Origin of the sequence: Idiomarina abyssalis, assembly GCF_900116625.1 — a bacterium.
Lineage (GTDB): Bacteria > Pseudomonadota > Gammaproteobacteria > Enterobacterales > Alteromonadaceae > Idiomarina > Idiomarina abyssalis.
In genome coordinates, this window is the sequence record NZ_FPBE01000003.1 from 107,478 (window position 1) to 132,721 (window position 25,244).

The window sequence follows — 25,244 nt, forward strand, 5'->3', positions numbered from 1 at the left end:
GCCTGTATTTAAAAAATGGTTGTGGTTTGTCGGACTGTGGTGTCTGGGTGTGCTGGCTGTCACTTTAGTTGGCGGCCTTATCCGCTGGGCTTTATTGTAAGCTTGCGCTAGGCTAAAGGCAGATTTTACGCCGGAGGCAACCAACATGAAATTGACTCACCTTCTGGCCGCAGCGGTTGCGGCCTTATTTTTATCGGCTTGTAACAACGCCGAACCTCAGAGTAATGAGACTCGCAGCGCAGACTACGTCATTAAGAACGTCACCCTTGTTGACTGGCTTAAAGGCGAGCCCAATGTCATCGACCAACAAACACTGGTGGTGAATAACGGCTATATTAGCGGTGTGTTCTCCAATGCTGAAGCTCCGGCTTTTGATGACAACACGCAAATCATTGATGCTGAGGGGCAATACGTTTTACCGGGCATGGCAGAAATGCACGGCCATGTGCCGCCGGCAACAGACTTTGGTGACTTCCCTAAACGCTACGCTGACGACATGTTGTTTTTGTACATTGCCAATGGCGTAACAACAGTGCGTGGCATGTTGGGTTATCCGCACCAGCTGCAGCTGAAATCAGACATTGAATCGGGTAAGCGCCTGGGTCCAACGTTATATTTGGCCGGGCCCAGCTTCAGTGGCAATACCATAGAGTCGGTTGAACAGGTTACGGAGCGGGTTATTGCACAACGCGATGAAGGGTGGGATTTACTCAAAGTGCATCCGGGGTTAACCCTTGAAGAATATGAGGCCATGGCAAGCACGGCTCGACAGGCGGACATGGACTTTGCCGGACATGTGCCGGCAGAGGTCGGATTAAAACGAGCCATGGAAGCAGGCCAGAGAACCATTGATCACCTGGATGGTTACCTGGCTTACGTTGATGCCATGAACAGAGAAATAACGCAGGACGAACTTGATTTGCTGGTGGCTATGACACTGGAGCACGACGTTGCGGTAGTCCCCACCCAGGCCTTATGGAAAACCCTGATCGGTGCGGCTAATCCCAACAAACTGAAAGACTACCCGGAAATTCAGTTGGTACCAACGGCTGTTCGGGAAGGCTGGCTAAACTACTACAATAACCCCAGCAGCTACTTCAATCAGGAACAAGCACAAGTGCAGCAGGAAAATCGTCAAAAGCTATTACACGCTCTGCACGAAGGCGGCGCGGAAATTATTTTTGGAACCGACGCGCCACAGTTGTTCAGTGTTCCGGGTTATTCGGTACACCACGAAATACGTCTGATGTCAGAAGCGGGTATACCTATGGCTGATATTCTGCGTTCCGCCACGGTAGTGGCAGGAGACTACTTTTCTGAGCAGGACACCTTTGGGCGAGTTGCTGCCGGGCATCGTGCTGACTTTATTCTGTTAAAGGATAACCCTTTGGAGAATCCAGACACCTTGCGTGAGAACCAGGGGGTCATGGTGCGTGGGCAATGGCTTAGCCGTGGAGCTATTGATAAGAAAGTTGAGGAAATTCGCGCTGCTTATGCGCAGTAGCCAGAAAAAAGGCACCCATTGGCGGGTGCCTTTTAATGAGAAACCTGGCGTTGCTTATTGTTCTAACTGATGAACCCACTCAGTTAACAAGCGCACACCAAAGCCGGTTGGCCCTGCCGGATGAATACCGGTATCTGAACTGACCATCGCGTCAGCGGCCATATCGATATGGATCCAGGGCGTGTCACCGGCAAAGTGCTTAAGAAACGCTGCACCGGCCTGTGTGCCCGGAGAGCCAATGTTACGAATATCGGCCAGCGGACTGTCGATAATACCGTCATAGCCTTCTAATGGCAGTTCCCAGACTTTCTCACCAGTGACATTGCCAGCCTCGATAATGGCTGAGCGTAAGTCGTCCTCGGATGCAAATAAAGCTGCGTAGCCGGTACCCAATGCACCAACTTTCGAACCGGTTAAGGTCGCAATATTGGCAATGGCACGAGGTTTGAACTTGTCGTTGGCATACCAGTTACCGCCGCCAAGGATCAGACGGCCTTCTGCGTCGGTGTTAGCAATTTCTACCAAAGTACCGTCACCCGCTTTAACCACGTCCCCGGGCAACGTTGCTGAACCAGAAATAAGGTTGTGCGACAGCGGTGCTACAGCAACCACATTGACCGGTGCTTCTTGTGCTGCCAGCGCCATAACCGCGCCAATAACGGCTCCAGCGCCAGCTTTGTCGGTCTGCATACGCAGAATAGAAGAAGAGCTGGTTTTTAAGTTATAGCCACCGGTGTCAAAGGTATTGCCTTTACCAACCAATGCGATTGGATCAGCGTTACTGCCTTTATAGTGTGCAGCCAGCAGGTAAGAGCCGTGTTGGCTGCCCTGGCTAACGCTGTGAAGCAGGCCCATGCCCATTTCTTTAACTTGCTCAGGCGTGACGATAGTCAGCTCAATGTTTAAGTCTTTCATGGCTTCCTGAGCTAACTTCACAATGGCTTCAGGGTATCCGTCGCTGCCGGGCAGGGCGGTAATGTCGCGGGCAACAAACACGCCTTCAGCAATGGCGCGCGAGGCCAGATATTTTTTCTCTGCCATGTCAGGGCTTTTCACTAACCAATGGTAAGCCGTTTGTGGACGCTCTTTGGGCTCGGACTGATAACGGTCAAAACGATAGTTGCGCAAGTCGATGCCATGAGCCATGTGCGAACTCAGTTCGGCGGCAATGCCCGGGTTGCTGATTAGGCGTGTGTCGAAAACAACGCTTTCTAGCTCAGGCTTTAAAGCAGCCGCAATAGACGCGCCTAACTTCTCCGCTTCAAAACGGGAAAGTTCAGCCGGGTTACCGACGCCCGCCAGAAGCAGATGATTGGCTTTGGTGCCTTCCGGGGCAATAACCGTGGTTAACTGTGACGCCTCGCCTTTAAATTCTTCAATTTCTGCAGCGCGGCTAACGGCGTTAACGTCAGAGCCTGACCATTCTGGTAGCTCAACTTCAGTACCTTCTGGCACAAAAATAACGCGAGTTTTGGTGTGTTTGTTTTCATCAGAAAAGCTCGTGGACGTGTCCAGGTAGTCACTTGCCAACGCAGGCAGCGACAAAACCGAAGAAACAGCCAAAGCACTCATGACTTGTTTTAACGACATAGTGTTTTCCTTGAATTAGGTTTTCTTGAGTTGTCTGCGTTTAATATAAAACCATAACCCACTGACAGGCAAAGCGATTAAGGCCAAACCCGATAAAAGCACGATGAACAAATAAAAAGCTCCGCCAACCGAGGCCACGTGAGTCGGGTAAATCATATTCGAAACTTGATTACCGAGAGCGGTTTCTCGCTCATCAATAACCTGACTCACCGCTCCGGTTTCAGAGAACTCAATATAGTTGCGGCCGTTCGGGTGCCATTCGTTTGCGTGCTTAGCTCTAATTCGTGGATCTTCCAGATATAGCAAACGAGCCTCCGCCGTTGGGAGAGCTTGTTTTGCCAGCTCTAGCCGTTGTTGCCAGTTATCAGCAGTTATAGAAGGCTGTACAGGCGTTTCAATTGACTGAGTGAACGGGAGTAAGAAAATTAGTACTGATTTTACCGGAGCGGCGTACATGATGGCGGTACCGGTGATTAGTACGATAGCGACAGGAAGGAAAAGTACAGCACCGATGAACCGGTGCAACTGCCATAAGGTTTGGCTACCGCGCTTAGTGAACGGATTAAAAAACCGTACTGACAAAGCGCGCCGGAAACTGCCTCTACGTGGCCACCAGCGGATTAAGCCTGTGCCGATAAGAACTAAGCTTAAGAGGCCGAGAATTCCCATGATGTCCTTACCCAGTTCGTTGAGTGCTAAATGATGGTGCAGCTCAACAAGCCAGCTGGTGAGATCCACTAGATATTCTCGCTCAAGCAGCAGGTTGCCGCTGGCGTCATAGTAAAAGTGTGTTTTGTCCGCATTAACCACTTCAAGCCAGGGGCGGTCAGCGGTGGGCATGAGGGCGTAGCCGTTGTCGAACTGGTCTAAAGCGGCGGCAGCGTCTGTCGTTTCAACGGGCTGTGCTAAATTGAGCTGTGGATAAAAAAGCTGCAGGAGGTCATTTTTGTAAAGCAGCAGCGAGCCGCTTATTGCCATCAATAAAAGCCAAAGGCTGAGCGTTAAGCCCAGCCATCGGTGCCATTGCGTTAATGTCGGCAGCTTGCGCTTAAGCGACATAGCTTACCACTGGTAATTCCAGGTAAAGCTAATGGTGCGTCCGCGACCCGTGAAGTTGCGGTTATCTCCGCCGACCGTTTGCGCGTAATAGGTGAAGTAGTATTTATCGAATAAGTTCTCAATACCCAGCGAGAACTGACCCATATCGCGAGTCTCAACCAATAAGGTGGCATCAACGGTGTTGTAGCCGTCGAAGTTGTTGATGGCGTCTTCGCCGCTGTAAATTTCGCGATCGAACAGCTTATTCCACTGTACCCGGCTGCTTATCATGCCTGTCCACTGCTGTGACCAGAACAGGTTGGCGCGCTTCGGTGCAATGTTACGGCCGCCTAGCTTAGTGTCGACTGAGCCGTCATCATTGCTGTCATACTCGCCATTGGTGTCAGCGTAGTTCAGTCCTAGAGCGGTGTCATTGGATAGCGCATACTCGGCACTAAACTCAATACCGTCAATTTCAGTCTTTTCACGCTGAACACTGTAAAAACCGTCAGCATCGGCTTGTAGGCGGGCGCCCAGATCAGAACTTGAACGGAAATAGCTCAGTGAGGCATTCCATGCATTGCCCTGATACTCAACACCCACTTCCTCGTTGTCAGCGATAACCGGTTGTAGATCCAGGAAGCTGCTAACGCTTAAGTCAGGTGTTGAAATCCCGCGCAACACACGGCCAACGTCGGGCATGCTGAAGCCTTCAGAATAACTTGCGAAGACACGCCATTCGTCGTTCAGAGCATAAACAGCGCCCAAATTACCCAGTAACTCGTTAAAGCTTGGTTCACCGCCTTCAACGAAGACAGACCCGTAAGATGCCAAAGTAGTGAAGTCATCGGCTTTTAATTTTCCGTATTCATAGCGTAAACCGCCGCTTAAAGTCAGGCCGTTTGCCTGATAGCGCAGTTGCGCATACGGAGCCCAGTTTACAAATTCAGTCTCAGGTACCCATTTGCGACCCGTTTGAGCCAGTTCCTGGAAAGTTTCGTCAGCTAAAAAGTCCAGTCCTGCGCTAACGGATACAGGCGACTGCTGAACATTGTTCCAGTTTAGCGTTAAGCGCGAACCATATTTACGTGAGTCGTTGCGTGACTGGTCAAAAATTTCGTCGCCGTATGCAGGATCCTGAAACGTTGCATAGGTACCGCCACCGTAAAGTGCGGAAAAGTCCTGGAAGAACAGCTGCCAGTTTACGTCGGCCATTAAAAAGTCGCTGTTGCTGTAAGTTAGACTTGAAGTGGTGACTTCGTTTTCAGGGGCATCGCCAGGATACTGACCTTTGAGTGATAAGGTCGGTACATTCGCCGAGCGATCGCCGTTTACTGAGTAATAGTCGCCGTTACCAGCCATATCAAAGCGGTTGAGCATAAACTCAAGGCGTTGTTCGCTATCAATGTCGTAGCCGACTTTTGTGAATAAGTCGTAGCTTTTTGAGTCCATGGTGTCGCCTTGTGCAACGTCAACACCAATGAGCTGACCTTTGCCATCAACGTACATGCCGGTGTCACGGTACTGAGCGCCAAAAACGACGTCCCATTTGCCGCTGCCATGGCGCAGAAGGTATCCGGCTTGGTAGCTTAAGCCTTCTGAAACTTCAGAATTCGGCGCGCTAAAGCCAGCGTTAACCTCGTGGCTGGTTCCGTCTTCGGCTTTTTTTGTGACGATGTTGATGATACCACCGCTAGCGCCCATACCCTGGATAGCGCTGGCGCCGTGAATCACCTCTACACGCTCAATCATGAAAGGATCGATGGTGTAGGCGGCACGTGAACCGTTACGCAGCGGGTTGGATTGAGGTACGCCATCAATTAGGTAAAGCGGCTGACGGCCTCTTAAGGTTTCGCCAGAGCTTGTCAGCTTTTGGCGAGACGGGGAATAGGCGGGAATCAGGTTTCCAAGAATATCTGACAAGGACTCGGCCACACTTAATTGCTGGCGCAACTCTTCACCCTCAATAACCGAAACGGTAGCGGGAATAGCGCTTTGTGGAATACTGGTACGGGTTGCTTTAATTTCGATGGTTTCATCAACTTTTGCTTGTTGTGCAAGCGCAGAACCAGAAATTGCGGCGAGGATTGCAAGGGCAAGAGACTTCTTAAACATGAGAATCCTTATCATTTAAATAATTTTGTGCCAATGATAACGATTCGCATTTTGGTGTCAATAAAAACTTAACTCAGTTTCCGCTATAGTTGATATCGGTAAAAACGAAACAGGTTGTGGTAGTCTGAGAGAAAACAAGAAAAAGGTCATACCATCATGAAAACACTATCTAAAACTTTGTGTGTTAGCGCAGCTGCTGGTGCGTTATTGGCTTGCTCTGACAGTGCAAAGGTTGAGCAGAAAGAGGGCGTTTCACTGGAGCAAAAAATTCGTCAAACCGCCGAGCAGTCTCTTGATGCTTTTAACATTCCGGGCCTGGCGGTTGTTGCCGTAAAAGACGGAGAAGTGGTTTTAGCGGAAGGTTTTGGCGTACGCGATATTGAGTTACAAGAGCCAGTTACTCCAACAACCTTGTTCGGCATAGCTTCTCATACCAAAGCTTTCACTGCTGCGGCTATGGCAACTCTGGTTGAGCAGGGGAAAGTGGACTGGAATGATAAAGTCATTGAGCACTTACCCAGCTTTAAACTGGCGGACCCGTACATTACTCGCGAACTGACCATTCGAGACTTACTGAGTCACCGCTCTGGTCTTGGGCTAGGTGCCGGTGACTTGATGATTTGGCCGAACACCGACAAAACCACCAACGAAGTCATTGCCGGGTTGGCGAATGTGCCCATTGAGCATGGCTTTCGGGAGCGCTTTGACTACAACAACTTAATGTTTGTGACAGCAGGTGAGGTGATTAGCGAAGTATCGGGTATGCCGTATCACCAGTACGTTGAGCAAACACTGTTTGAACCCATGCAAATGGACGAAAGCACCATTGGCTTTTCTCGTATTGACGCTAGTTACGACAATGTGGCGGTAGGCAACATTGAAATGGACGGTGAACTGCATCGTTTCCCGCTCGACTTTTTAGAAGACTTTTCCGCAGCTGGCGCAACAGCAGCCAGTGTTGATGATATGAGCCGCTGGTTGCTGACTCTTTTGAATGAAGGCGAAACACCAACCGACAAACGTTTATTTAAGGAAGAGTCGCTGCACGATATGTGGCAACTGACCACGCCACTGCCGGTGTCGGCTGATGCGGCAGAGCAGGGCACATACTTTCGTGGCTATGGTCTTGGCTGGTTTGTTGAGGACTACTACGGCGTTAAGCATGTGTCGCACAGTGGCGGTATTCTGGGAATGTTGTCCTTTACGACCGTTATTCCTGAGGAAGAATTCGCCATTACTGTTATGAGTAATCAGCAGGCGTTTGGCGCGTTGACCGCAATAGTGCAAGAGTCTCTGGAAGTAGTTCTGGATGTGCCGGACCAGGACTGGGTGGCGAAGGAAAGTAAGAAATATCACGATTTCATTCAGAAAAAAGCGGATTTTAAAGTAGAAGCCGTTGATGATCCGCAGCCGTCGCTGGCGTTATCGAAATATGCGGGAACTTATACAGACGCCTGGTACGGCGACGTCGTTATTTTTGAGAAGGGCGACGCTCTGCACATAGACTTCACCCACACCGATATGCTGAAAGGTTCGCTGGAGCACTACAACGGCAATACCTTTATTGTGCGCTGGGATGAACCCTTGTTAGAAGCCGATGCTTTTGTCGAATTCGATGTGAGTCGGAGTAATCAGGTAGAAGCGGCAACCATGGAAGCCGTAGCTGACTTTACCGACTTTAGCTTTGACTTTCATAACCTGAAACTGGACAAGCAATAGCGGCGCAAACTCTGGACATAGCGGGGGCTAATCCCTATAATGCCCTCGCTTTCCAAAGCATGTGCACCCGTAGCTCAGCTGGATAGAGCGCTGCCCTCCGGAGGCAGAGGTCATAGGTTCGACTCCTATCGGGTGCGCCATTCCCTTGGCCTGCAATGATGTTCTTCCTTTCATATCCATTCTAAATTTTTCTCTTTGATGTTTTTTCGGTTTGAGCGCTAGCTGTTGTGGCTGGTTTTGCTGCGGATCAGGGCTATGCCCATTCTGTGTCCAGATTGTGGCCGTGGTTGTTGGTTGAAAATTGAATGACCTAAATTTTGATCGTTGCCTCAATAGAAGTAATATCTAAATCTATCCTTAGTTGAATTTGCTCCATGCTCTTTCAATTATACCTGGCTTTTTGGCCGCACAGGTATACGCAAACGTCCGGTAAAGAATAACTGATTCTTAAAATTAGGGGGTATGTGCAAACTTGCCGATTTGTGAGTGTGTGGAAGAAAGTTATTGCGTTAGCTCATATAGGTAATTATAGGGTACCAGTGGCGATTCAATATGAAAGCAGTCGGAAGCGGAATCTGATTGGCGCCATAATAGCTTGATTTATCGCTAAATTTAAACGAAATGAGTTTCCTATGTTACAAACTGTGTTACTTAGACTTGGCACATGGTTAATCCAGTGTAACAAGCATGATATTGGAGCTAGTAACTGATAGTCATAGTATCGCGCTATGCTGGTAAACAGTGTACAATCGATTGGTCTTAATACATCGAACATAGTCTCTCAAAGACAAGGGAGATTGAAGCCACAGCTCTCAGAGTTCAGGACTTAACCTAAATAAATATTTTGAAAAAGAGTACCGATGAGCGATTTTGTTAAGTCTCCGTTAAACTTTACAGGTGGAAAATTTAAGCTTCTTGAGCAAATAGTGCCTATACTGAACCCAGAGGGTAGGACTTTTGTCGACTTGTTCGCCGGCGGTCTCAATGTAGCCGTAAATGTGAATGCCGAAAAAATAATTATTAACGAAAAATTATTTTGCCTTATTCAGCTTTACGAGACCATGTATGAGTCAGAGCCTGTGGACTTTATTAAAAAATTAGAAGCCAGGATTGCGGAATTAGGGTTGACTCTTACATGTCAATCAAGCTACGAAAACTATAAATCAAATGCTAAGAAAGGATTGGCTCACATAAACAAAGCTTCGTTAGATAAGTTGAAATCCTCTTTTAATATTTTTGAAAATTATGATCCGATAGATTTTTATATACTGATTATTTACTCTTTCAATAATCAAATAAGGTATAATAAAAAAGGCTATTTCAACCTTCCTGCAAATAAAAGAGACTTTAATAGCACTTTAAAAAGAAGGCTAATAAACTTCCTTAATAGTATGAGAGAAAGAAATATTGAGTTTTTATCAAGAGACTTTGAAGATGTGGAAATATGTAATGATAGTTTTATATATGCAGACCCCCCTTATCTAATCAGTACCGCAACCTACAATGAAAATAATAACTGGAATGAGTCAGACGAATCGCGCCTATTAAAGTATCTTGATAAAGCGAGTCAAGAAGGAGCCCACTTTGCTCTCTCTAATTTCATTCAGCATAATGGAAGAGAAAATTATTTATTAATCGAATGGGCTAAAAAATACAACATTAGATATATAAAATCCAGTTACTCCAACAGTAGTTACCGAAAGTCTCGGTCAGAAAAAAAAGAGAAAACTGTGGAAGTTTTGATTACGAATTATTGATCAGAAGATAGGTTTAAGTTTTTTCTTAATACTTCATAATACCAAACTGAACCTCTTAGATCCTGTTCTGCTTCAAATGACATTTTTAGTTTTGATCTGAACCATGAATATTTTCTGTCAGAATTGATTACTTCTAATAAGTCATTTACTGAGAGAGAGGCGATATTCATTCCATCTATGACAGAATCGCCACTTTCCCAATACATTTTTCGGCGTGCTCGAAAATCGTTTAAGACATTATTATCTAGATGAGGTGCTATAAAAATACCGTACGATTCATCACGGATCTTTGGGTCATCAATATTTATTAGAATATTCCCAAGATGACGAGTCACGGGCTCCATTTCCGCACGTCTCTGGTTTTGGCTCTCTGTAAGGGTTGCTTCAACTAGTACAGTATGGTCATCATATTTAATCTCAATATCCCCACTACCCCCGACTGCATGAGATTTAGGGAGCATCTGCGAATCAAGCGATAGGCCTGCATTTAAAAGTATTTCGGGGTCACCGTTGTTTAGATGACAAAATATCAATGCGAGAACGTATTCAAAGCATGTTGGGCCAGTAGCTTCAGGTGATATTAATTTAGATAGTTTCTCATCAGTGCTATGTATGTGTTTAGAGCGATCATTGAATAATGGAAGAATTTCAGAAGCTAATTTTTGAGTAGTAAACTTAGTTTTTAATAAGCTTTCTATTTTTTCTCGTTTTCTTTTTATTTCGCTTTCTTTTAAGTCTTTAAAAGAGTTACAACCGGAAGCTTTAATTATTTTCTTATAGTTACTTGATTTTGTAAGATCTATTAATGAATTTTTATCTACCTTGGTTGTTGATATTGAGTATAAAACCTCATCTATGCTAAGCGCCTTTATTAGTGTTTCAAATAAAACGCTAATTTTGCATTGAAAACCATTAAATTCAAAGCAATCGGTTGTTTTTAAATACCTTTTGTTTAAATCCTTGTAATCATTAAGGTTTTGCTCTATTCCCAAAGCGGTAAACTCTTGATAAAATGAAGTTGTGAAATCTCTGCCATATGTATCGTTTATATAGTTATCTAGTTCCTTTTTTATTAAAGTGTAATTATTTTTTGTAATTTTGTTTTTTGATATATTTCTTACGAAAAGATTTTTAAACTTTCTGTTATTGATTATAAGATTTTCAAAATCACGATAAGTTGCGCGTGAGCAATACGAGTCATAAAAGTAATTACAAACCTGTACTAGCTCTTGAACGTAGTGGTCGCCTTTGCTAGATTTGAAGTAATCATGGTTCCTACCGAGCATTCCCAATTTCCAGTCTTGCTTCATCTGCTGAAGCTTACTTGTATATGTGTAATCGGTTACTAATAGTTTTTTTATAAATTCTCTACTGCTCTTTAAAGACGCAACATTGTTTAACTTCTCGCAGAAAACGCCGATATCACAGGTTCTAATCAATGGTAATAAGCTAAACTGGTATTCATTTAAAGAGCCGTTGAAGTGTTTGAATACTTTTAAGTAGCTTTTTAACAAGCCTTCGGTTCCATCCGACTTTCTGTAATTAGTAAAAAGCTTGAGCATCAGCATTGATGAATATTCAATCTGAAGAACTTCGTTGAGATTTTGAGCCGCGGTTCCACTCTTCTCCTGTTCCGCGAGAATAGCAAGAAATTCATGTCCTACATTTGTAATAGAGAGTTTAGATCTGGTGATCAATCCAAAATTTTCAATGGGTGCAGATTTTTGTCGAGCAAGTTTACATATTGTAGCTACGTTGGGTGCGGCTTTGGGGGAAACGAGGCCTGTATTTATTAATTCTTTGCCATACAGCTCTTGAAGCTGCCCTTTTCCATCCTCCCACTTCAAGCGTTGTCCAAATTCATCTATTAACTTTTTAAAGATAAGAAGCTGAAGTTCTATGTTTTTCAATAAGCCGTTGACCCGCAAAGTGGTGTTCCCGAAATAATCGTATTTCACTCTTTTTTCACCTTATGCATCTAAAAGTTGATTGTTTAGATGCCTTAATTTATCCTACTGACCTTTACGTTAGTTTCACAATCTGAGGCATACAATGCAAGCAGAGCTAGCTAGCTTATTATCCGAAGATAGCTTTGAAAAGCTAAACAAAGTGGCGTTTCAACGCTATGGAGGGGATTTAGACAAATCGCTTAACTCTGCGGTATCACTCCTCTACGAGCAGTATTTAAGGGAATCAAAAAGTAGCTTTTCGGTTAGCAATCGACGCTACCTTGGTTCGAAATTTGGTTTGCTAGACTTTATTTATAGCTGTGTTTCGAGAAGCTGTGGGGACTTCGAGAGTTTTGTTGATATCTTTTCGGGGACTGGAGCTGTCGCTTCAAGGTTCAACAGTAATTATAAAGTCGTTACAAATGATATCTTGTATTCGAATTACTTATCCAACTTCGCGTTTTTAGGGGATTCCCCCTTAGATTTAAGAAAGTTGAATAATATCCTAGCGGAGTTAAACTCGTTACCGGATTGCGAAGATAACTACTTCTCTTCTGAGTTTGCGGGTAAGTATTTTAATACGAAAAACTCTAGGAAGATTGGAGCTATACGTGAATACATTACTAACTTAAAGTCACTTAAAGAACGAGAACGTGCATATTTGATTACATCTTTAATATACTCTGCTGATAAAATCGCACATACCTGTGGTCACTATGATGCCTACCGCTCCGGCGTCGAAGAGCAGCCAGAGTTAAAACTAAAGCATTTGTCACTCTCAAATGACTTAAATCGAGGAAACGAATGTTTCCATCAAGACGCTAACACATTAGTTAAAAATCATAAGTTTTGCAGACAAAGCGTGTTATATGCTGATCCGCCATACAATAGTCGACAGTATGGTTCTGCCTACCATGTTTTAGAGAACCTAGCATCTTGGAAAAAGCCAGATTTGGAAGGTAAAGCAAGGAAGCCTAAAGACCGAAAGCTTTTGAGCTCTAGATACAGCACTAAAGAGGCCATAGCTGCCTTTGAAGAACTAATTGAAACCTGTGACGCTAGGTATGTGGTACTTTCCTACAGCAACATGGGAACAAAAGGAAATCCCCGATCTAATGCTAAAATGTCTGACTCCGAAATTGTGGCGCTTATGAAACGGTATGGGAAGTTAAAGGTTGAAACAACAAACCATAAGGCTTTTACGACAGGAAAGTCAAAGATAAACTCTCATGAGGAGAGATTGTTTATCCTAGACAGGGCATAGCTAATTGCTAATTTTTCTCCACACTTTAATATGTGTCGTTACCACAAAAGATAAATTCAGGGCTAATAAAGCCATGAATTTATCTGTCAAAAGCGTCTAGCAAAGTCTGGGAAGTTCACCTTGAACTCAGTCACGTCAGTAACCCTCTTTTGGTTTGCCTTGCTTTGAGTGAACTTTCTCTGCACTAACTCAGGTGCCACTTTAAGGTCCTTTAGTGGAAAACTAGATTTGGACGATTTGGCGATTCACCAATAAGCTAGCGGCGCTTCAGGTATCACACTTTTTAAAATAGCTTTTCTTTTTGAATGTGCGCAAAAAACTTTTGCATCCGCAGTGTGGCTGCGGATACGTCATTATTATGTGTGGTGTTCAGTCGAATTATCACAACGGAGACGTCGCATGCCCTTAACCACATCAGATAAGAATGCCCTTCTGACTGCGTACTACAACAACTTCAATGGGCTTATTCGCCAGGCGATGCTATCAGGCGCTAAAAACAATGAGCATCTTGCGGCATGCCTATTACATTTGCAGTGTGAGTGTGGTCAGGACTTTATTACCGGGGATTTAGTTCGGTTCGATATCTTTGAGTCAGAAAGTGCTTTATTCGGCTTTAACCTCAGAAATATAGAAATAGCTGATATGGAAATGGCTATTTCTGAGCTTCAGTCTTTAGGACCCAGAGCGGCAAAAAAGTATGAAGGCTACGATTTTTCAGACTATATCGCCGATATTAAAAGCGTCTACAAAAAGACTAACGAAAGAGACAGCCGTCAGTTAACTAATTTGGCTGACTATTTTGTTGAGCGAAATGTGCAGCAACAGATCAATCCTGAGAATGAGTTCGACGATGACATATTGCTGAGTAGTGGGTATGAACAAGACATGACTTCTGAACTGACTGAAGCGTTAGCTAACTTTCCTGAAGAGCCTTCCGTATCAGTTGAGTCTGTTAATAGATTGAGCTCCGTTAGTGTGTCTGAGCTTATTAATGCGGGCGATTATGCTGTGCAGGAGCTTTTAAACAACCTGTGCTGGATGACTCGTGCCCAACAGCAAATAGATGGGGATACACCCGATAAGAAAGTCCCGACAATCGATGTTGAACACTTTCTGGCCGCTGCGTCAGGCAGCGTTGGACTTATAAAAGAGTTGGCCGCTTGTTTTAACAAGCAATCATTTTTAGTTGCGTTTCCAAAAGAGTCAACGAAGCTTAGGGAGCAGCTTCTTGGGGCGGTCGATGAGAGAACAACAGAAACTACTTCCGGCTCAGTTCGCGGTGCGAGTAAGCATTGGTTTGCAATTGCTGAGGGTGAGTATAAAGCAATACTTAGCTTCAACTGGGAAGTTGACCATTTCTTAAGAAGCATCGTAAGCAAGAACAGTGATGGTACAATTGGCTTCTGTGTCGGAAATGTTAAAAAGCTCCTGCAGTCCTGTACCGAAGCTCGAATGCGGTTCGCCTTTCCTGAGCCAAAACGTTTGCTTATAAGGTTTATCGAAAGCAACCATTCGCAAAATGCAACTGCAACTTTGCAGCAGGCTAAAATCGCCAAAAATACAATGTATAAGAAGGTAATAGGGCAGACGCAGGCGGTTGAGAGTGTGTCTTCAGCCTTGTCGTCATTAGTTGTAAGTGGTGGAAACCGACATCTCGGAGTATCAACCTTCTTGGGAGCTAGTGGGGCGGGGAAAACTCGTCTTGCGGAATGCTTTGCTAATGTCTTTACAGATGAATTGTCATTAGATTACCAGTTGCTTGTTTTAAATATGGAACAATATTCAGAAGAACGAGACGTTTTAAAGCTTTTTGGCTCTGGCTCTCAGTATGTCGATGCGGCGTTAGGAGGCATCACACTACCGATAATGAAAAAGGTCCGTACTATTATCGTTTTCGATGAGATTGAGAAGGCCCATAAAGAGGTGATTCAGTCTTTATTAACGCTTATTGATAAAGGTATTGCTGAAGACAGAACGACCGGTCGAAAAGTTGACTTCTCACTTTGCTATTTTGTGTTTACTACTAACATAGGCAGCTCTGATATCAGTAAGTTTTCATCGCAAAATGAAATGGATGTGATGGAGTTGCTTACCCGAAAAAAATCCAGTTCAGACAGAGTGCTTTCCCCTGAGATGGCCAACCGTCTCGCCGCTGGTAATGTAGCACTATTCAGACCTCTGACAGCGGGGAATTTGGTCAAGTTGGCGAAAGCCTCAGCAAAAAGAGTCAGCCAGGTGAGTAAGGTTAGTTGGCCTGGTAATGCCGAAGAAATTATCCTTGCGACACTGGGCGGAGCGGCAACGCCTAGAGCGATAAAAAACCAATTGCAAAAGCTGGAAGGCGAATTCATTAGTGAACAACTGGATGAGCTCGATGAGCGCCAGGTGAGTTTGCTCAATAATATCCAACTCTCAGCCCCTCATATAATCGAAGCAGAACCAACGAAGGTCAGTGTGATAACTAAAAGTAATGCGTTTAGTGCGCTTCAGGGTAAGAGTCTTGAGGTTTGGAAAGATACAAGTCTGCACTCAGTTCGGCAACAACTGGAAAGCGATACTGATGTCATTATTATCGATGAAAGCACTCTTAAAGCGCCGATCCCCGATGTTGCTAAGCTACTAAAAGCGTATCGAGATAAAGTGATTTTCACGTTAAGTACTGAAACAGGTAGGGCAAAGCTCAAGACGCACTGCTCAGGGTCTCTCATATTTGGCCATTACGTAATGTCTGAAAAAATCGCTGATAGCAAGCTTAAAGAAATAGTGACGAGCGCGCAGCGCCTAGCCGCTCTTGTTAAGCAGACAGCAACAGCCATTAAGCGCAATGAAAAGGTGGATTATGCTTTTCGTTCCAAAGTGACGGAAGGTGGCATTAAAGTCACTCTTGATTTATTAGGCCGAAAACAAACGGTAAAAGCTGAGGATGCCGAGCTGCCGTTTATCAGTTTTGCCGGTAAACCCAAAGGGGCGCTTTCCGACGTTATTGGGCAGGAAAGTATCAAGAAGCGGCTAAAGCTGATAGTAGAGGCGCTGAATGGGTCTAGCTGTGGGGGCTCTCGAAATATATCAATACCCAAAGGGTATCTCTTTGCTGGCTCTCCGGGAGCAGGAAAAACCCATATGGCGAGGAGTCTCGCCGCTGAGAGTGATATGTTTTTCTTTAATGTTAACGCTTCCGATTTGTTGATAGGCAACGCCGTGGACAATGTAAACAAGCTGTTTGATGTGGCAGCACGCTATGCGCCTTCTATGATTTTCATTGACGAAATTGACTCCATCGCTATGGACCGAAAAAATTCGACACAAGCTGGTGCGGTTGTAGTGAATTCACTACTCACAGCGCTTGACGGCTTTAAACAAAAAGACGGTAAAGTGTTTGTGATGGCTGCAACCAATAACCTTCAGCAATTGGATCCTGCGTTAACCAGGGCTGGGCGTTTCGACCGCACTATTTTCTTCGATGCTCCTTGTAAAAAGGCACGTGAAAAGTGTATCCGGGATTGGTTCGATAATAATGATTATATCTTGGACGATGAGCTACGGAATGAGTTGGTAATTATGCTTGAAGGCGCCACTATCGGTCGGATCAGGGAGATTTTTGATAACTCTGTTTTGACCTCAATGACCGAGGAGAAGGAGTGGTACCCATCAATGCTGATTGAAGAAATTCGTTCAGTTAAATTAGGCGCTGTGAGTCATGCAATGGTGCAAAGTCGGCAGCAAATTGAGAATACTGCCTATCATGAGTCCGGTCACCTGCTTGCGCACAAACTTCTATTGCCCGATGTACCGGTGGAGCTTGCATCTATACAGCCCCGAGGTGCGGCTCTTGGAATGGTCGTTCCGGGAATATCTGACAGTGAGCCCGTGCTATCGAAGCAGAGAGTTAAAGCTTACCTGCAGATTCTCCTGGCGGGGATTGCGGCAGAGCATATGCTGGGGCTAACTGGCGATGCCCAAACTATCGGTGGAGCCGATGACCGAAAAAAGGCGACTCAGCTGGCAAAAAATGCCATTTTGAATTGGGGAATGTCTGATATTTTTGGCTTTGCTATCCCTTCGGAGCTATCTGTCGATGATGCGACAGTGAACCGTGAAGTGAATAGTTGGCTCAAGGGTGCTTTTGACGGTGTCTCTGCGCTTTTGTCCGAGAATAAAGCATTGCTTGATACTATTAGTGCTGAACTCGTAGAAAAAGAGCAGTTAGATAAGAATGATATTGAGGGACTTTTTGAATATTCAGGTAGCTTCACTGAATTATCTCAAGTCGTTTGATTATCACGTAAGTATAGGGAGCATTGCTCCCTTCGGAAATTGTTAAAGTTTAAGATTAACACCCAACTTTAGATGCTCTATAACTAAGGTTCGTATGAAATGAATTCGTCCGTCAAACGCTTTTTCACATTAACCAAAACATAGTCAAAAATGATTACGCTCTCATAAAAACTATTAGCACTTTCGAAGTACGGATAACCGCTAATACATTCCTTATGATACTCATATTTTACTTTAAACCGATAGAATATTTCATTAGAGTCAAAATAAATTTCGTCTGACTCAGTATCTAGGATGGTTAAGGTTATATCTTCAGAGTAATTAAACGGTTTGTTATCAAAATCGTTAGGGTCATTGTTTGGGTCATACTCAATAAGATCGCAATCTTCCAGAAAAGAGGGGTGCTCTTCTTCCCATGGTAGGTAACCTGGGGAGCAGAAACCACCCATTCTGTCAATCATTTCTTCCTCGTCGAACTTTCCCGCTATAAAATCTGCGATGATTAGAAGTAGTTTCCAATGCTTATGTCTGTGATAAGTGTCCGGGCCAATGCGATATAAACGGTATAGTTTTTTCAATAACTCTGGCTTTATAAATACTTCTTTGGCATGAATGAGCCGCGATATGACAGCTTGATTGACACCTAACTCTGCAGCTAGTTGTGGTTGCTTGAGTTTGTATTTCTTCAAAATTTTTGGAATTAAACAAGAAACCGGAGCTAGCAACATTTCGCGGGAAAAGTTCATACACTCTTCGCAAAGCGTCAAACCTAATTCGAAGCCTTTTCCTTTACTGATTGAAGCGGGGCCATACTGTTTATCTCTGTGAGTGCTTAGGAATATTGATACACAATCGGTTCTCAAGGGTTGCTTGTTAGCGAGTTGGCAGAAGTAGCATATACTTTTTGCGTCATCTGCTATATCAAAAATTTCTTGTAAATCACTTTCTATTCTTTTATTAACCTTGCGCTGCTCTTTGCTAAGCTTTGAGCTGTGCTGGTCGACATACTTTGTCCCTGGTGGGTACCCGTAATACCCCAATGAGTAATCATCTACTCCTGGTATTTTTATCCGATATTTTGAGAGTTGGATCCTGAGGTTTTCTCTATTTATTGAATGCTGCCCGGTTTTTTTCAGCCGATGCAACGTGGCTTCTCCAATAAACATTTCATCAGCCAAACGCTTGATATTTGCTTTGGTGGGATTAATGTCTGTTTTTCTTAAAAGCCAATCCCATACACTTTCGTTTATCTTCCATCCGTCTTTGCGTTTCCGAAACTTGTCCCACGCAACAACATGATTGTCCATTAGTTCCATATTTTACGTCCAAATATCAACTCCCGACACGAGAGTATCAAAAGGTGAATATAAAAACTATGCACTTATGCGCACCCCATTTCTTTTGTAATGTTGACGCATCGAAACGAAATGCAACATTTCAGAGGTCGCAAATGCACACATTTAAAGTGATTAATGCCGAGTCTAAATCGCAATTCAACTCCGTAGAGCAGAACAAAGCGGTGCGAGTTATAAGCGCAAGATATGGCGTATGCCAAGATGTCGTTCGCACTTTGCTCGACAATGCGTATGAGTTTGGGCTTAAAAAGTCCACCTGTTCAGCTCAGCGCATTATTGATTTCTGGGACGATCATTGTGCCGAGCAGTTTTCTTACGATTGCGAAGAATATGGATTGGCCGCGTAGTTGAGTTGGAAAATTCGTCTAATTCGTCCTTTCACAGAGTGAGTAACGGCATGAAAAATACAGAACGCTTATACGCCATCGCGAATGAAGAGTTGTCGGTAAGAACGCCTAAAACCATAAGAGAGCTGGCAATAAAGTTCGAGGTGTCTGAAAACACAGTGAAAAGTGACCTGAGAGAGCTCGAGCTGCTGGGTATTTCTTATTGCGCTAACCCAAATGGCAAGCCTCAGTTGTGGTTTGCGGTGAACTCTGACAACAACCTGAAGATGTCATTAGAGTTAGCGTTCGCTCTTCAAGCTGTAAATGAAACGATAAAGGCGATTTTGCCAGACGAAGTTTATCAGTCTATTGAGGAAGTATTTGGGGCTGCCCAGGCTACTTATCAAAAAAAGCGAAACGCCAATCATCAAAGTAATGTCGTTAAGTTTGAGCGTGGGACCAACGGAATTGATTTAAAAAAGCACTTAGCACTTAACAATATTCAATTGGATGTATTAAGTGCGGTGAAATCGGCTTTATGCTCAAACAGAGAGCTGAGTTTTGAAACCGATTTGGGCGCGTTTGAACTGAGCAATGTCTCACTTTCAGAGTTGGACGGAAAACTGTTTATAAAAGGAATGATGGCGGGCCGTCGTTATCAGGTCGAGACTTCAAAAATCATTAAAGCTGGACAATTAGAACTTAGACCGGCTTGGGAATCGAAATCGAGAGAACTTGCAGTACGACTTGCCTCTTAATTAACCTGAATTGGACGTGCGACATGCAGATATTTGCCCTTGTTTTTATTAGATGCTTCCCTCTTATTATTGTTGGGGCGCTGATTTTTTCGGTAATTTATTATGTATTGATGGTTTTCAATGTTATCGATCGGCTGATGCTTGAATACCTATCTTTGGGTTTTTTAGATGCCTCTGGTCTCTATATTAAATTGGCGTTCTTCAGTTTGCTTTTCGCGCCCATTATTATTTTTTTGAAGAGCAGGATTGTAAACAAATCCTCTCAGGTTTATGACGACTATATGCTTGGTGGGTTTCTTTGCTTTGTAAGTTTTTATTTAATCCTAATTTCGACATTAGTTTTTTATGCGATAGTGCATTTGGCGCTCCTCCGATCCTCATATCTTCTTATGCTTTTAGCGCTGAGTCCACTTCTTATTGGCCTGATTTTTGTTGCTTCATTCTCCGTGATGGTTTTGTACGGCTTTTGGAAAGAGAGTGTTGGGACAATGAAAATTATCATGCTTAGTAGCCTTTGTTTTTTTTCAACTATGGTGATTTAGCTTGGCGTCTTTACACAGGTCCCTATCTATCAAACTTGAAGAATACGAAGCCAAAGGGCGTGTATGAAAAGACTAACTACCCCGGCGCATTAACACTGCGCGAATAACAGTTTCACTTCGATAATCATAAGCACTTTACTTGCAGCTCAAAGAGCATGCTTGAAACCGTGCGCGTGTGTGAAATGGCAGATTCTGATTTTAATCGGAAATAGAAATCTACTAAACAACCAACGGAGAACAATATGAATAAATTAAATAAAGGAATATTTCTTACGGTCTCAGTGCTCAGCCTGTCTGCCTGTGGTGGGGGAAGTGACGGTGGAGGAGACGACGGGAATACGTCTGTTACCCCACCGCCCCCTCCACCTCCGTACTCAATGACTGTCAACGCAGCTGGATCTGTTGAAGAGAATGGGTCACTGAATGTTGAAGTCGTGACCTCAGGGGGTGAGGGTAGTGAGTCACTAAGTGCTTCTGTTAAACCGATAGAAAATGAGCCTGAAGACGAAACCGGAGCCTTTGGCAGCACATCAAATGAGGGTGACGGAGGTAATGAAACCGACGTTACATTCGAGCCGACCGACACCGGCTTTGTTTTTCACTTCGGCGAGGCTTCCTATAAACAGGATGAATACATCATCACCATAGAAGCAACCAAAGGCGACGAGACTAAGTCCGAAGAGCTTGAGGTTGCAGTTAATAATACATCAGGAAACAACGCCTTTGATTATGCAAACTCAGTCCAGGAAGTGTTGCCCGCACAGCGTCAATTTATTGCTGAGTGGTTGATGCTGGAGCGCTTAGTTAAAGGTGTAAATTTATCTGGTGGTGACATCGATATTAAAGACATCAAACCGCTATACATAACGGCAACGAGCGGGGATGGAGTGGACAACAACGCTCTATTTAGCGTGTATGTAAATGATGATCGTTTAACTGGCTATCAAGACAACTCCCTTAAAGAGTCAGAGGCATTTAGTAGTTTTCTTGAAAACGTGTCATCTGATACCTGTGAGTCGCCACGGTGCCTAACAGAGCATCTTATGCGCGTTAAGCCAATGTTTGACTACGTGTTTGAGCGCAGTGGTGGTGTCATTCAGGAGCCAGCTTACGGAGACGTCGGTTTTGATGCTGGTACCGGAACCTTCTCAATCTTCTACACAGCCCCTGATAACGGGGACTTCGATGCGCAAGGCAATTGGACGTTCAAACCTGAGTATGAGTACCTGGCCGACATTATTGTGGCGGGGCATGAAGCCGCCGGCAAGTTCTCAGCTGACGAATAACCAGACGCCACGAAACCGAAACTAACGAGGGAATTAATATGAAAAAGCTAATTATCGCAAGTGCATTATCAGTAGTTTTCGCATCCGCTCACGCCGATGAAAATGACCATATCAATGTGTCATTGATTCATAAAGCAACGAATACCGAAGTGGTTTCAGTCAGTAAAGCCAATGTGGCACATTCTGTAAATAGATTGGTTGAACGTGATACCGAAACCCGGTGTGTGCCTGCAGGCAACACTGGCGGTGAGTGGTGTGTGCCGGTTCGTGACACCAGCATCCGCGTGTTGGGTGAGATGACGGTTCAAAATGGTCATGCCGCGCCTTCTTTGGAGCGCAGTATCCGTCCAATCAGCTCTGTAAAACTTGAGCGTCATGGGCTGTCTGATCAGGAGATGATTGAAGCTTTGATGGCGACTGGGTTGTTTGAGTCGGTTGAAGTTCATTACAACATGAAGAATTTCAAGATGCAGTCGCAATCAGCAGATATTCCTTTTCTCACTGGAGGCATAATCCATGATGGTCCAGACTACAACCTGTTTGACGATGAGTACTACAAGGCTCAGCGCTTAAGCATGTATCGCGTGGGTGATTCTATGATGAGCTCAGGGATTGCCAGCGTGATGGCTCGTGGTCAAGGCAGTAGTTTGCCTAAAGCAAAGATGTTTGTGATTGATGGCGGCTTTTCTGATTCAGAAGACGTGCCATATAGCCGCGGTGTGAACATGGTTTCATGGGGCGATACAAGCCGTGAGTTTGAGCCCGACAACATTACCCCGCGTGGAGATGTTGAATCATGCACAGGTCATGGCTTATCAGCAGCTGGAGTTATGGGGGCAACTCGAGATAATGAACAGGGCGTGGCGGGTGTAGCAGGAAACGCCGATGTCATGGCGCTTCGAGCTCTAAACTGCGGTGATGGCGCTCCTTATGACACCTATGATGCAAACGACTGGCTTTCAGGTATCCCAGTTCAGTATCACGATGATGTTTATGAGGGTGAGCCCGGTGTGGTTAATATGAGCTATGGTGGCAGTGTTACTCTTGATCCATCGCTAGAGGAAGAGTTTCCGTGTGGTTATTCGGGACAGCTTTCGATCGATAATATGCAAGGGGCTGGATTCATCCCCGTAGTCGCGGCTGGGAATGACAGCAAAGAAGCCAAGCTTATATCTCCGGCGACATGTAGAGATGTGATTACTGTTGGAGCAATGGATCAAAACGGTCAATTGGCGGGCTTTAGCAACTACGGTCACGCTGTTGACGTTTTTGCTCCGGGTGTTCAGGTTTATGCCGATGGCACGCCTTACGGCATGCCTGAGGATGTCGAGATGCGCGTTGTCAACGGTACCTCATTTGCCGCGCCAATTGTTTCTGGTCTGATTGCCGAAACCAAGCGCCACTTCCCTGAGTTAAACTTCAAAATGGCGGAGCTGCTGTTAAAGCAAACAGCTTTTGACCCAATGCTGAACAACTCTCCAAAATGTGAGGATGGTAAGTGTGGCGCAGGCCGAATTGATGGTGAAGCGTTCTTCCTGGCAGTAGAAGCCTGGAGTAACGGCCGCCTAAACACCGTCAGCCATGCGCTTTCAGGTGTAAGTGAAGCTGAGCAACAGTGGTACGTTGACAACTTTGATGCACAAGGTATGGCGTGTGAGTCTTTCCAAGTGGACTTCTTTAACGGCCACAGCAAACTAGGCGATACCTACAAGGTGGTTTCTGCTGCTAAAGGTACTGACTTTGAAACCGGAGCGTTCACTGAAGTGGGTCAATACACATCAGGTAGTGTTGTCTTATCCGATATTGACCCTGAAAGCAGCGATTACGCATTCCAGGTCTGCACTGAAGATGGTGGTTGTGATGGTGAGTTTTACGAGTTCAATACTCAGGGTGCGTCGGCAGGTAGCAGACCTGCAGTTTGCACGGGTTAGTATTCATAACCTCGTGCGGCATTAGCAAGATTGAAGTAAAGTTTCTTTGAATTGCTGGTTTTCATGTCGAAAAATTTCGACATGAAAACTCAGGTTTTTAAGAGTCGAGAGAAAACCTTATAACGAGTAAAGGTCATATTATTAACGTTTCTATGTGTCAGAAAATGGCACTAATCGTCACAAAATAACCTAAAAAAGCACATTAAAAAGCCTTTGAAATACTCATAACTACATGAAAACAAGCTCAAAACGATTAACCCCGAATGGCGGGATCGCCCTCCGGAGGCAGAGGTTCAACAGCTGTCTCAAGTTTATTGCGCATGACAGACCATAGCGCTTCGCTGCCGTTCTCAATTCGTTGGTTTACCGAAAACACCTTATCTTTCGTAATTCCATGTGCCTTCCAGCTGTGTCCGTCACCATGAATATTATGAAGCAGGGGTGGCACCCTATCTACGGACTTAGCGAATTTCGAATCTGCGGTTTCACCGGCTTCGAATTCATACCATAGCTCCATGAGCTCATCTTCCATGCCATCGGGCAAAATGTTGAGAATTCGTTTAATGCCGTCTGCTTCTTCACCTTTTAGCTCATTCGTTTCGCTGGCATAAATAATGGTGTCACCAGCGTCTATTTCACCAAGATCGTGAATTAGAAGCATTTTGATCACGCGCTCGATATTTACCGGTTCATTGGCAAAATCTTTTAGCATTAAAGCGGAAAGGCAAACGTGCCAGCTATGTTCCGCTGAGTTTTCGTAGCGTTCAAATCCCACGGGTTTCGTTTTGCGCTGTACTCCTTTTAATTTTTCTATCTCAACTATGAAATTGAGGATTTCTTCTATTTGCTTCATTTGGCCACTCCACTTAAATCGCTAAAGGTGTCTAGTAAAGCCCAAGAAAAGGTTTATAAAAATATAATAATACGTCAATAATTAACGTATTAAGGTGTTTTTGCAAACTTAGTGGTTTGACTAATGTTTTATACACGTCAATAATCAACGTGTTTTAATAGTATTGTAAACTTCAAAGAGCATCACATGTTAAATCATGAAGCAGCTAGAACGCTAAAGCAAAAACTTCCTCTCAGTATGGTAGCAACGAAACGTTGGCTACAAGAGCAGGGGTTGAGTTTGCACTACATCGACAACTCCGTCCGACGAGGAGCCTTAGCTGTAGCCGCTCCTGGAGTTTATTACCGAGAGGAAACTCCTCCGACTTGGCTGGGTGTTGTGGCTTCACTGCAGCGAATGGTCAGGTCCCCTGTCCATATGGGAGGGCTAAGTGCGCTAGCGTTGCATGGTGTAAGCCATTACGTAAATAGAAGTGGTAAGCCTATAGTTGACTTATACTCTCCCGACAAGCTTCCAGCATGGATCAACAAAGTAGATGTGGATGCTAGTTTTGAATGGCATGGAACGAAGCGATTGTGGCCTGAATCACTCATGCGCGACCAGCGCGTTCTCCGTCCTTATGAATGGTCAAAAGGTCTGCCGGAAGTAACGTATTCGTGTGTTGAAAAAGCCTATCTGGAAGTACTCAACGAGGTGCCTAAACATATCAGTTTTGAGCATGCTGATGCTCTGCTTCAGGGGTTGCATAACTTATCACCCCGGAAGTTAGATACGCTGCTAAAGAACTGCCTTAATGTAAAAGTAAAACGGTTATTTTTTTGGCTAGCGGAGCGCAATCAACAGCCCTGGTTTAAACGTTTAGTGCCAACAGACTACGATCTAGGCTCAGGTAAAAGAGCTATCGCGGTAAATGGTCGCCTGGAAAGCAAATGGCAAATTACGGTTCCCAAGGAGATGTAAATTATCATGGATAGAAATAGTA

General features: G+C 44.6%; 16 protein-coding genes and 1 tRNA gene. 11 read left to right on the plus strand and 6 right to left on the minus strand.

Annotated features, from left to right (window positions below; all coding sequences use genetic code 11):
* The first annotated feature begins 145 nt into the window (after positions 1–145).
* Positions 146–1,504: an amidohydrolase family protein gene (locus tag BM359_RS07610; RefSeq protein ID WP_054488870.1), complete on the plus strand. Its 1,359-nt coding sequence runs from the start codon at positions 146–148 to the stop codon at positions 1,502–1,504.
* A gap of 54 nt (positions 1,505–1,558) precedes the next feature.
* On the opposite strand, the gene BM359_RS07615 is transcribed toward BM359_RS07610, so the two are convergent.
* Genes BM359_RS07615 through BM359_RS07625 form a run of 3 tightly spaced genes read right to left on the minus strand, consistent with a single transcriptional unit; the run spans position 1,559 to position 6,247 of the window.
* Positions 1,559–3,094, minus strand: a complete 1,536-nt coding sequence (locus BM359_RS07615; RefSeq protein WP_054488867.1) for a leucyl aminopeptidase family protein — start codon at positions 3,092–3,094, stop codon at positions 1,559–1,561.
* 15 nt (positions 3,095–3,109) lie between these two features.
* Entirely contained in the window at positions 3,110–4,153 is a 1,044-nt protein-coding gene (locus tag BM359_RS07620) for a PepSY-associated TM helix domain-containing protein (RefSeq protein ID WP_054488865.1), read from the minus strand.
* Positions 4,154–4,156: 3 nt separating this feature from the next.
* Positions 4,157–6,247, minus strand: a complete 2,091-nt coding sequence (locus BM359_RS07625; RefSeq protein WP_054488863.1) for a TonB-dependent receptor — start codon at positions 6,245–6,247, stop codon at positions 4,157–4,159.
* Between the two features lie 156 nt (positions 6,248–6,403).
* Between BM359_RS07625 and BM359_RS07630 the strand changes: the two genes are divergently transcribed.
* The 3 genes from BM359_RS07630 (at position 6,404) to BM359_RS07640 (ending at position 9,723) form a co-directional block, all read left to right on the plus strand.
* Positions 6,404–7,966, plus strand: coding sequence for a serine hydrolase (locus BM359_RS07630; RefSeq protein ID WP_054488862.1), 1,563 nt, complete (start codon positions 6,404–6,406; stop codon positions 7,964–7,966).
* A gap of 63 nt (positions 7,967–8,029) precedes the next feature.
* Positions 8,030–8,106, plus strand: a tRNA-Arg gene (locus tag BM359_RS07635).
* Between the two features lie 720 nt (positions 8,107–8,826).
* Entirely contained in the window at positions 8,827–9,723 is an 897-nt protein-coding gene (locus BM359_RS07640; RefSeq protein ID WP_054488860.1) for a DNA adenine methylase, read from the plus strand.
* Here BM359_RS07640 and BM359_RS07645 read toward each other — a convergent pair.
* Positions 9,717–11,681 carry an AlwI family type II restriction endonuclease gene (locus BM359_RS07645; RefSeq protein WP_054488858.1) on the minus strand — a complete coding sequence of 655 codons (1,965 nt, stop codon included), beginning with the start codon at positions 11,679–11,681 and terminating at the stop codon, positions 9,717–9,719. The genes BM359_RS07640 and BM359_RS07645 overlap by 7 nt on opposite strands.
* Before the next feature lie 94 nt (positions 11,682–11,775).
* On the opposite strand from BM359_RS07645, the gene BM359_RS07650 reads away from it, so the two are divergent.
* Positions 11,776–12,936: a DNA adenine methylase gene (locus BM359_RS07650; protein ID WP_054488856.1), complete on the plus strand. Its 1,161-nt coding sequence runs from the start codon at positions 11,776–11,778 to the stop codon at positions 12,934–12,936.
* A gap of 648 nt (positions 12,937–13,584) precedes the next feature.
* Positions 13,585–17,211 (plus strand): AAA family ATPase, encoded by a 3,627-nt coding sequence (locus BM359_RS07655; RefSeq protein WP_159430339.1) that lies wholly within the window; start codon positions 13,585–13,587, stop codon positions 17,209–17,211.
* Positions 17,212–17,294: 83 nt separating this feature from the next.
* Here the strand turns inward: BM359_RS07655 and BM359_RS07660 are convergent, their stop codons facing one another.
* Positions 17,295–18,527, minus strand: coding sequence for a helix-turn-helix domain-containing protein (locus BM359_RS07660; RefSeq protein ID WP_054488852.1), 1,233 nt, complete (start codon positions 18,525–18,527; stop codon positions 17,295–17,297).
* A gap of 134 nt (positions 18,528–18,661) precedes the next feature.
* On the opposite strand from BM359_RS07660, the gene BM359_RS07665 reads away from it, so the two are divergent.
* The 4 genes from BM359_RS07665 (at position 18,662) to BM359_RS07685 (ending at position 23,409) form a co-directional block, all read left to right on the plus strand.
* Complete coding sequence (locus tag BM359_RS07665; RefSeq protein WP_143441140.1) at positions 18,662–18,913, plus strand: hypothetical protein; 252 nt, start codon at positions 18,662–18,664, stop codon at positions 18,911–18,913.
* A 50-nt stretch (positions 18,914–18,963) separates the two neighbouring features.
* Entirely contained in the window at positions 18,964–19,650 is a 687-nt protein-coding gene (locus BM359_RS07670; RefSeq protein ID WP_054488848.1) for a hypothetical protein, read from the plus strand.
* Positions 19,651–20,434: 784 nt separating this feature from the next.
* A complete protein-coding gene (locus BM359_RS07680; RefSeq protein WP_054488842.1) occupies positions 20,435–21,478 on the plus strand; it encodes a hypothetical protein in 1,044 nt (347 codons plus the stop codon).
* A 38-nt stretch (positions 21,479–21,516) separates the two neighbouring features.
* On the plus strand, positions 21,517–23,409 hold the full coding sequence (locus BM359_RS07685) for a S8 family peptidase (protein WP_054488840.1): 1,893 nt from the start codon (positions 21,517–21,519) through the stop codon (positions 23,407–23,409).
* Between the two features lie 253 nt (positions 23,410–23,662).
* Here the strand turns inward: BM359_RS07685 and BM359_RS07690 are convergent, their stop codons facing one another.
* Positions 23,663–24,262 (minus strand): HD domain-containing protein, encoded by a 600-nt coding sequence (locus BM359_RS07690; RefSeq protein ID WP_054488838.1) that lies wholly within the window; start codon positions 24,260–24,262, stop codon positions 23,663–23,665.
* Between the two features lie 186 nt (positions 24,263–24,448).
* Here BM359_RS07690 and BM359_RS07695 point away from each other — a divergent pair, with 186 nt between their 5' ends.
* Positions 24,449–25,222 (plus strand): type IV toxin-antitoxin system AbiEi family antitoxin domain-containing protein, encoded by a 774-nt coding sequence (locus BM359_RS07695; RefSeq protein ID WP_054488836.1) that lies wholly within the window; start codon positions 24,449–24,451, stop codon positions 25,220–25,222.
* Positions 25,223–25,244 lie beyond the last annotated feature (22 nt).

What these genes read in the sequence shown, in the direction of transcription:
- BM359_RS07610 (WP_054488870.1), top strand. Translation starts at nt 146, where the DNA reads ATGAAATTGACTCACCTTCTGGCCGCAGCGGTTGCGGCCTTATTTTTA.
- BM359_RS07615 (WP_054488867.1), bottom strand. Translation starts at nt 3,094, where the DNA reads ATGTCGTTAAAACAAGTCATGAGTGCTTTGGCTGTTTCTTCGGTTTTG.
- BM359_RS07620 (WP_054488865.1), bottom strand. Translation starts at nt 4,153, where the DNA reads ATGTCGCTTAAGCGCAAGCTGCCGACATTAACGCAATGGCACCGATGG.
- BM359_RS07625 (WP_054488863.1), bottom strand. Translation starts at nt 6,247, where the DNA reads ATGTTTAAGAAGTCTCTTGCCCTTGCAATCCTCGCCGCAATTTCTGGT.
- BM359_RS07630 (WP_054488862.1), top strand. Translation starts at nt 6,404, where the DNA reads ATGAAAACACTATCTAAAACTTTGTGTGTTAGCGCAGCTGCTGGTGCG.
- BM359_RS07640 (WP_054488860.1), top strand. Translation starts at nt 8,827, where the DNA reads ATGAGCGATTTTGTTAAGTCTCCGTTAAACTTTACAGGTGGAAAATTT.
- BM359_RS07650 (WP_054488856.1), top strand. Translation starts at nt 11,776, where the DNA reads ATGCAAGCAGAGCTAGCTAGCTTATTATCCGAAGATAGCTTTGAAAAG.
- BM359_RS07655 (WP_159430339.1), top strand. Translation starts at nt 13,585, where the DNA reads ATGGCTATTTCTGAGCTTCAGTCTTTAGGACCCAGAGCGGCAAAAAAG.
- BM359_RS07660 (WP_054488852.1), bottom strand. Translation starts at nt 18,527, where the DNA reads ATGGAACTAATGGACAATCATGTTGTTGCGTGGGACAAGTTTCGGAAA.
- BM359_RS07665 (WP_143441140.1), top strand. Translation starts at nt 18,662, where the DNA reads ATGCACACATTTAAAGTGATTAATGCCGAGTCTAAATCGCAATTCAAC.
- BM359_RS07670 (WP_054488848.1), top strand. Translation starts at nt 18,964, where the DNA reads ATGAAAAATACAGAACGCTTATACGCCATCGCGAATGAAGAGTTGTCG.
- BM359_RS07680 (WP_054488842.1), top strand. Translation starts at nt 20,435, where the DNA reads ATGAATAAATTAAATAAAGGAATATTTCTTACGGTCTCAGTGCTCAGC.
- BM359_RS07685 (WP_054488840.1), top strand. Translation starts at nt 21,517, where the DNA reads ATGAAAAAGCTAATTATCGCAAGTGCATTATCAGTAGTTTTCGCATCC.
- BM359_RS07690 (WP_054488838.1), bottom strand. Translation starts at nt 24,262, where the DNA reads ATGAAGCAAATAGAAGAAATCCTCAATTTCATAGTTGAGATAGAAAAA.
- BM359_RS07695 (WP_054488836.1), top strand. Translation starts at nt 24,449, where the DNA reads ATGTTAAATCATGAAGCAGCTAGAACGCTAAAGCAAAAACTTCCTCTC.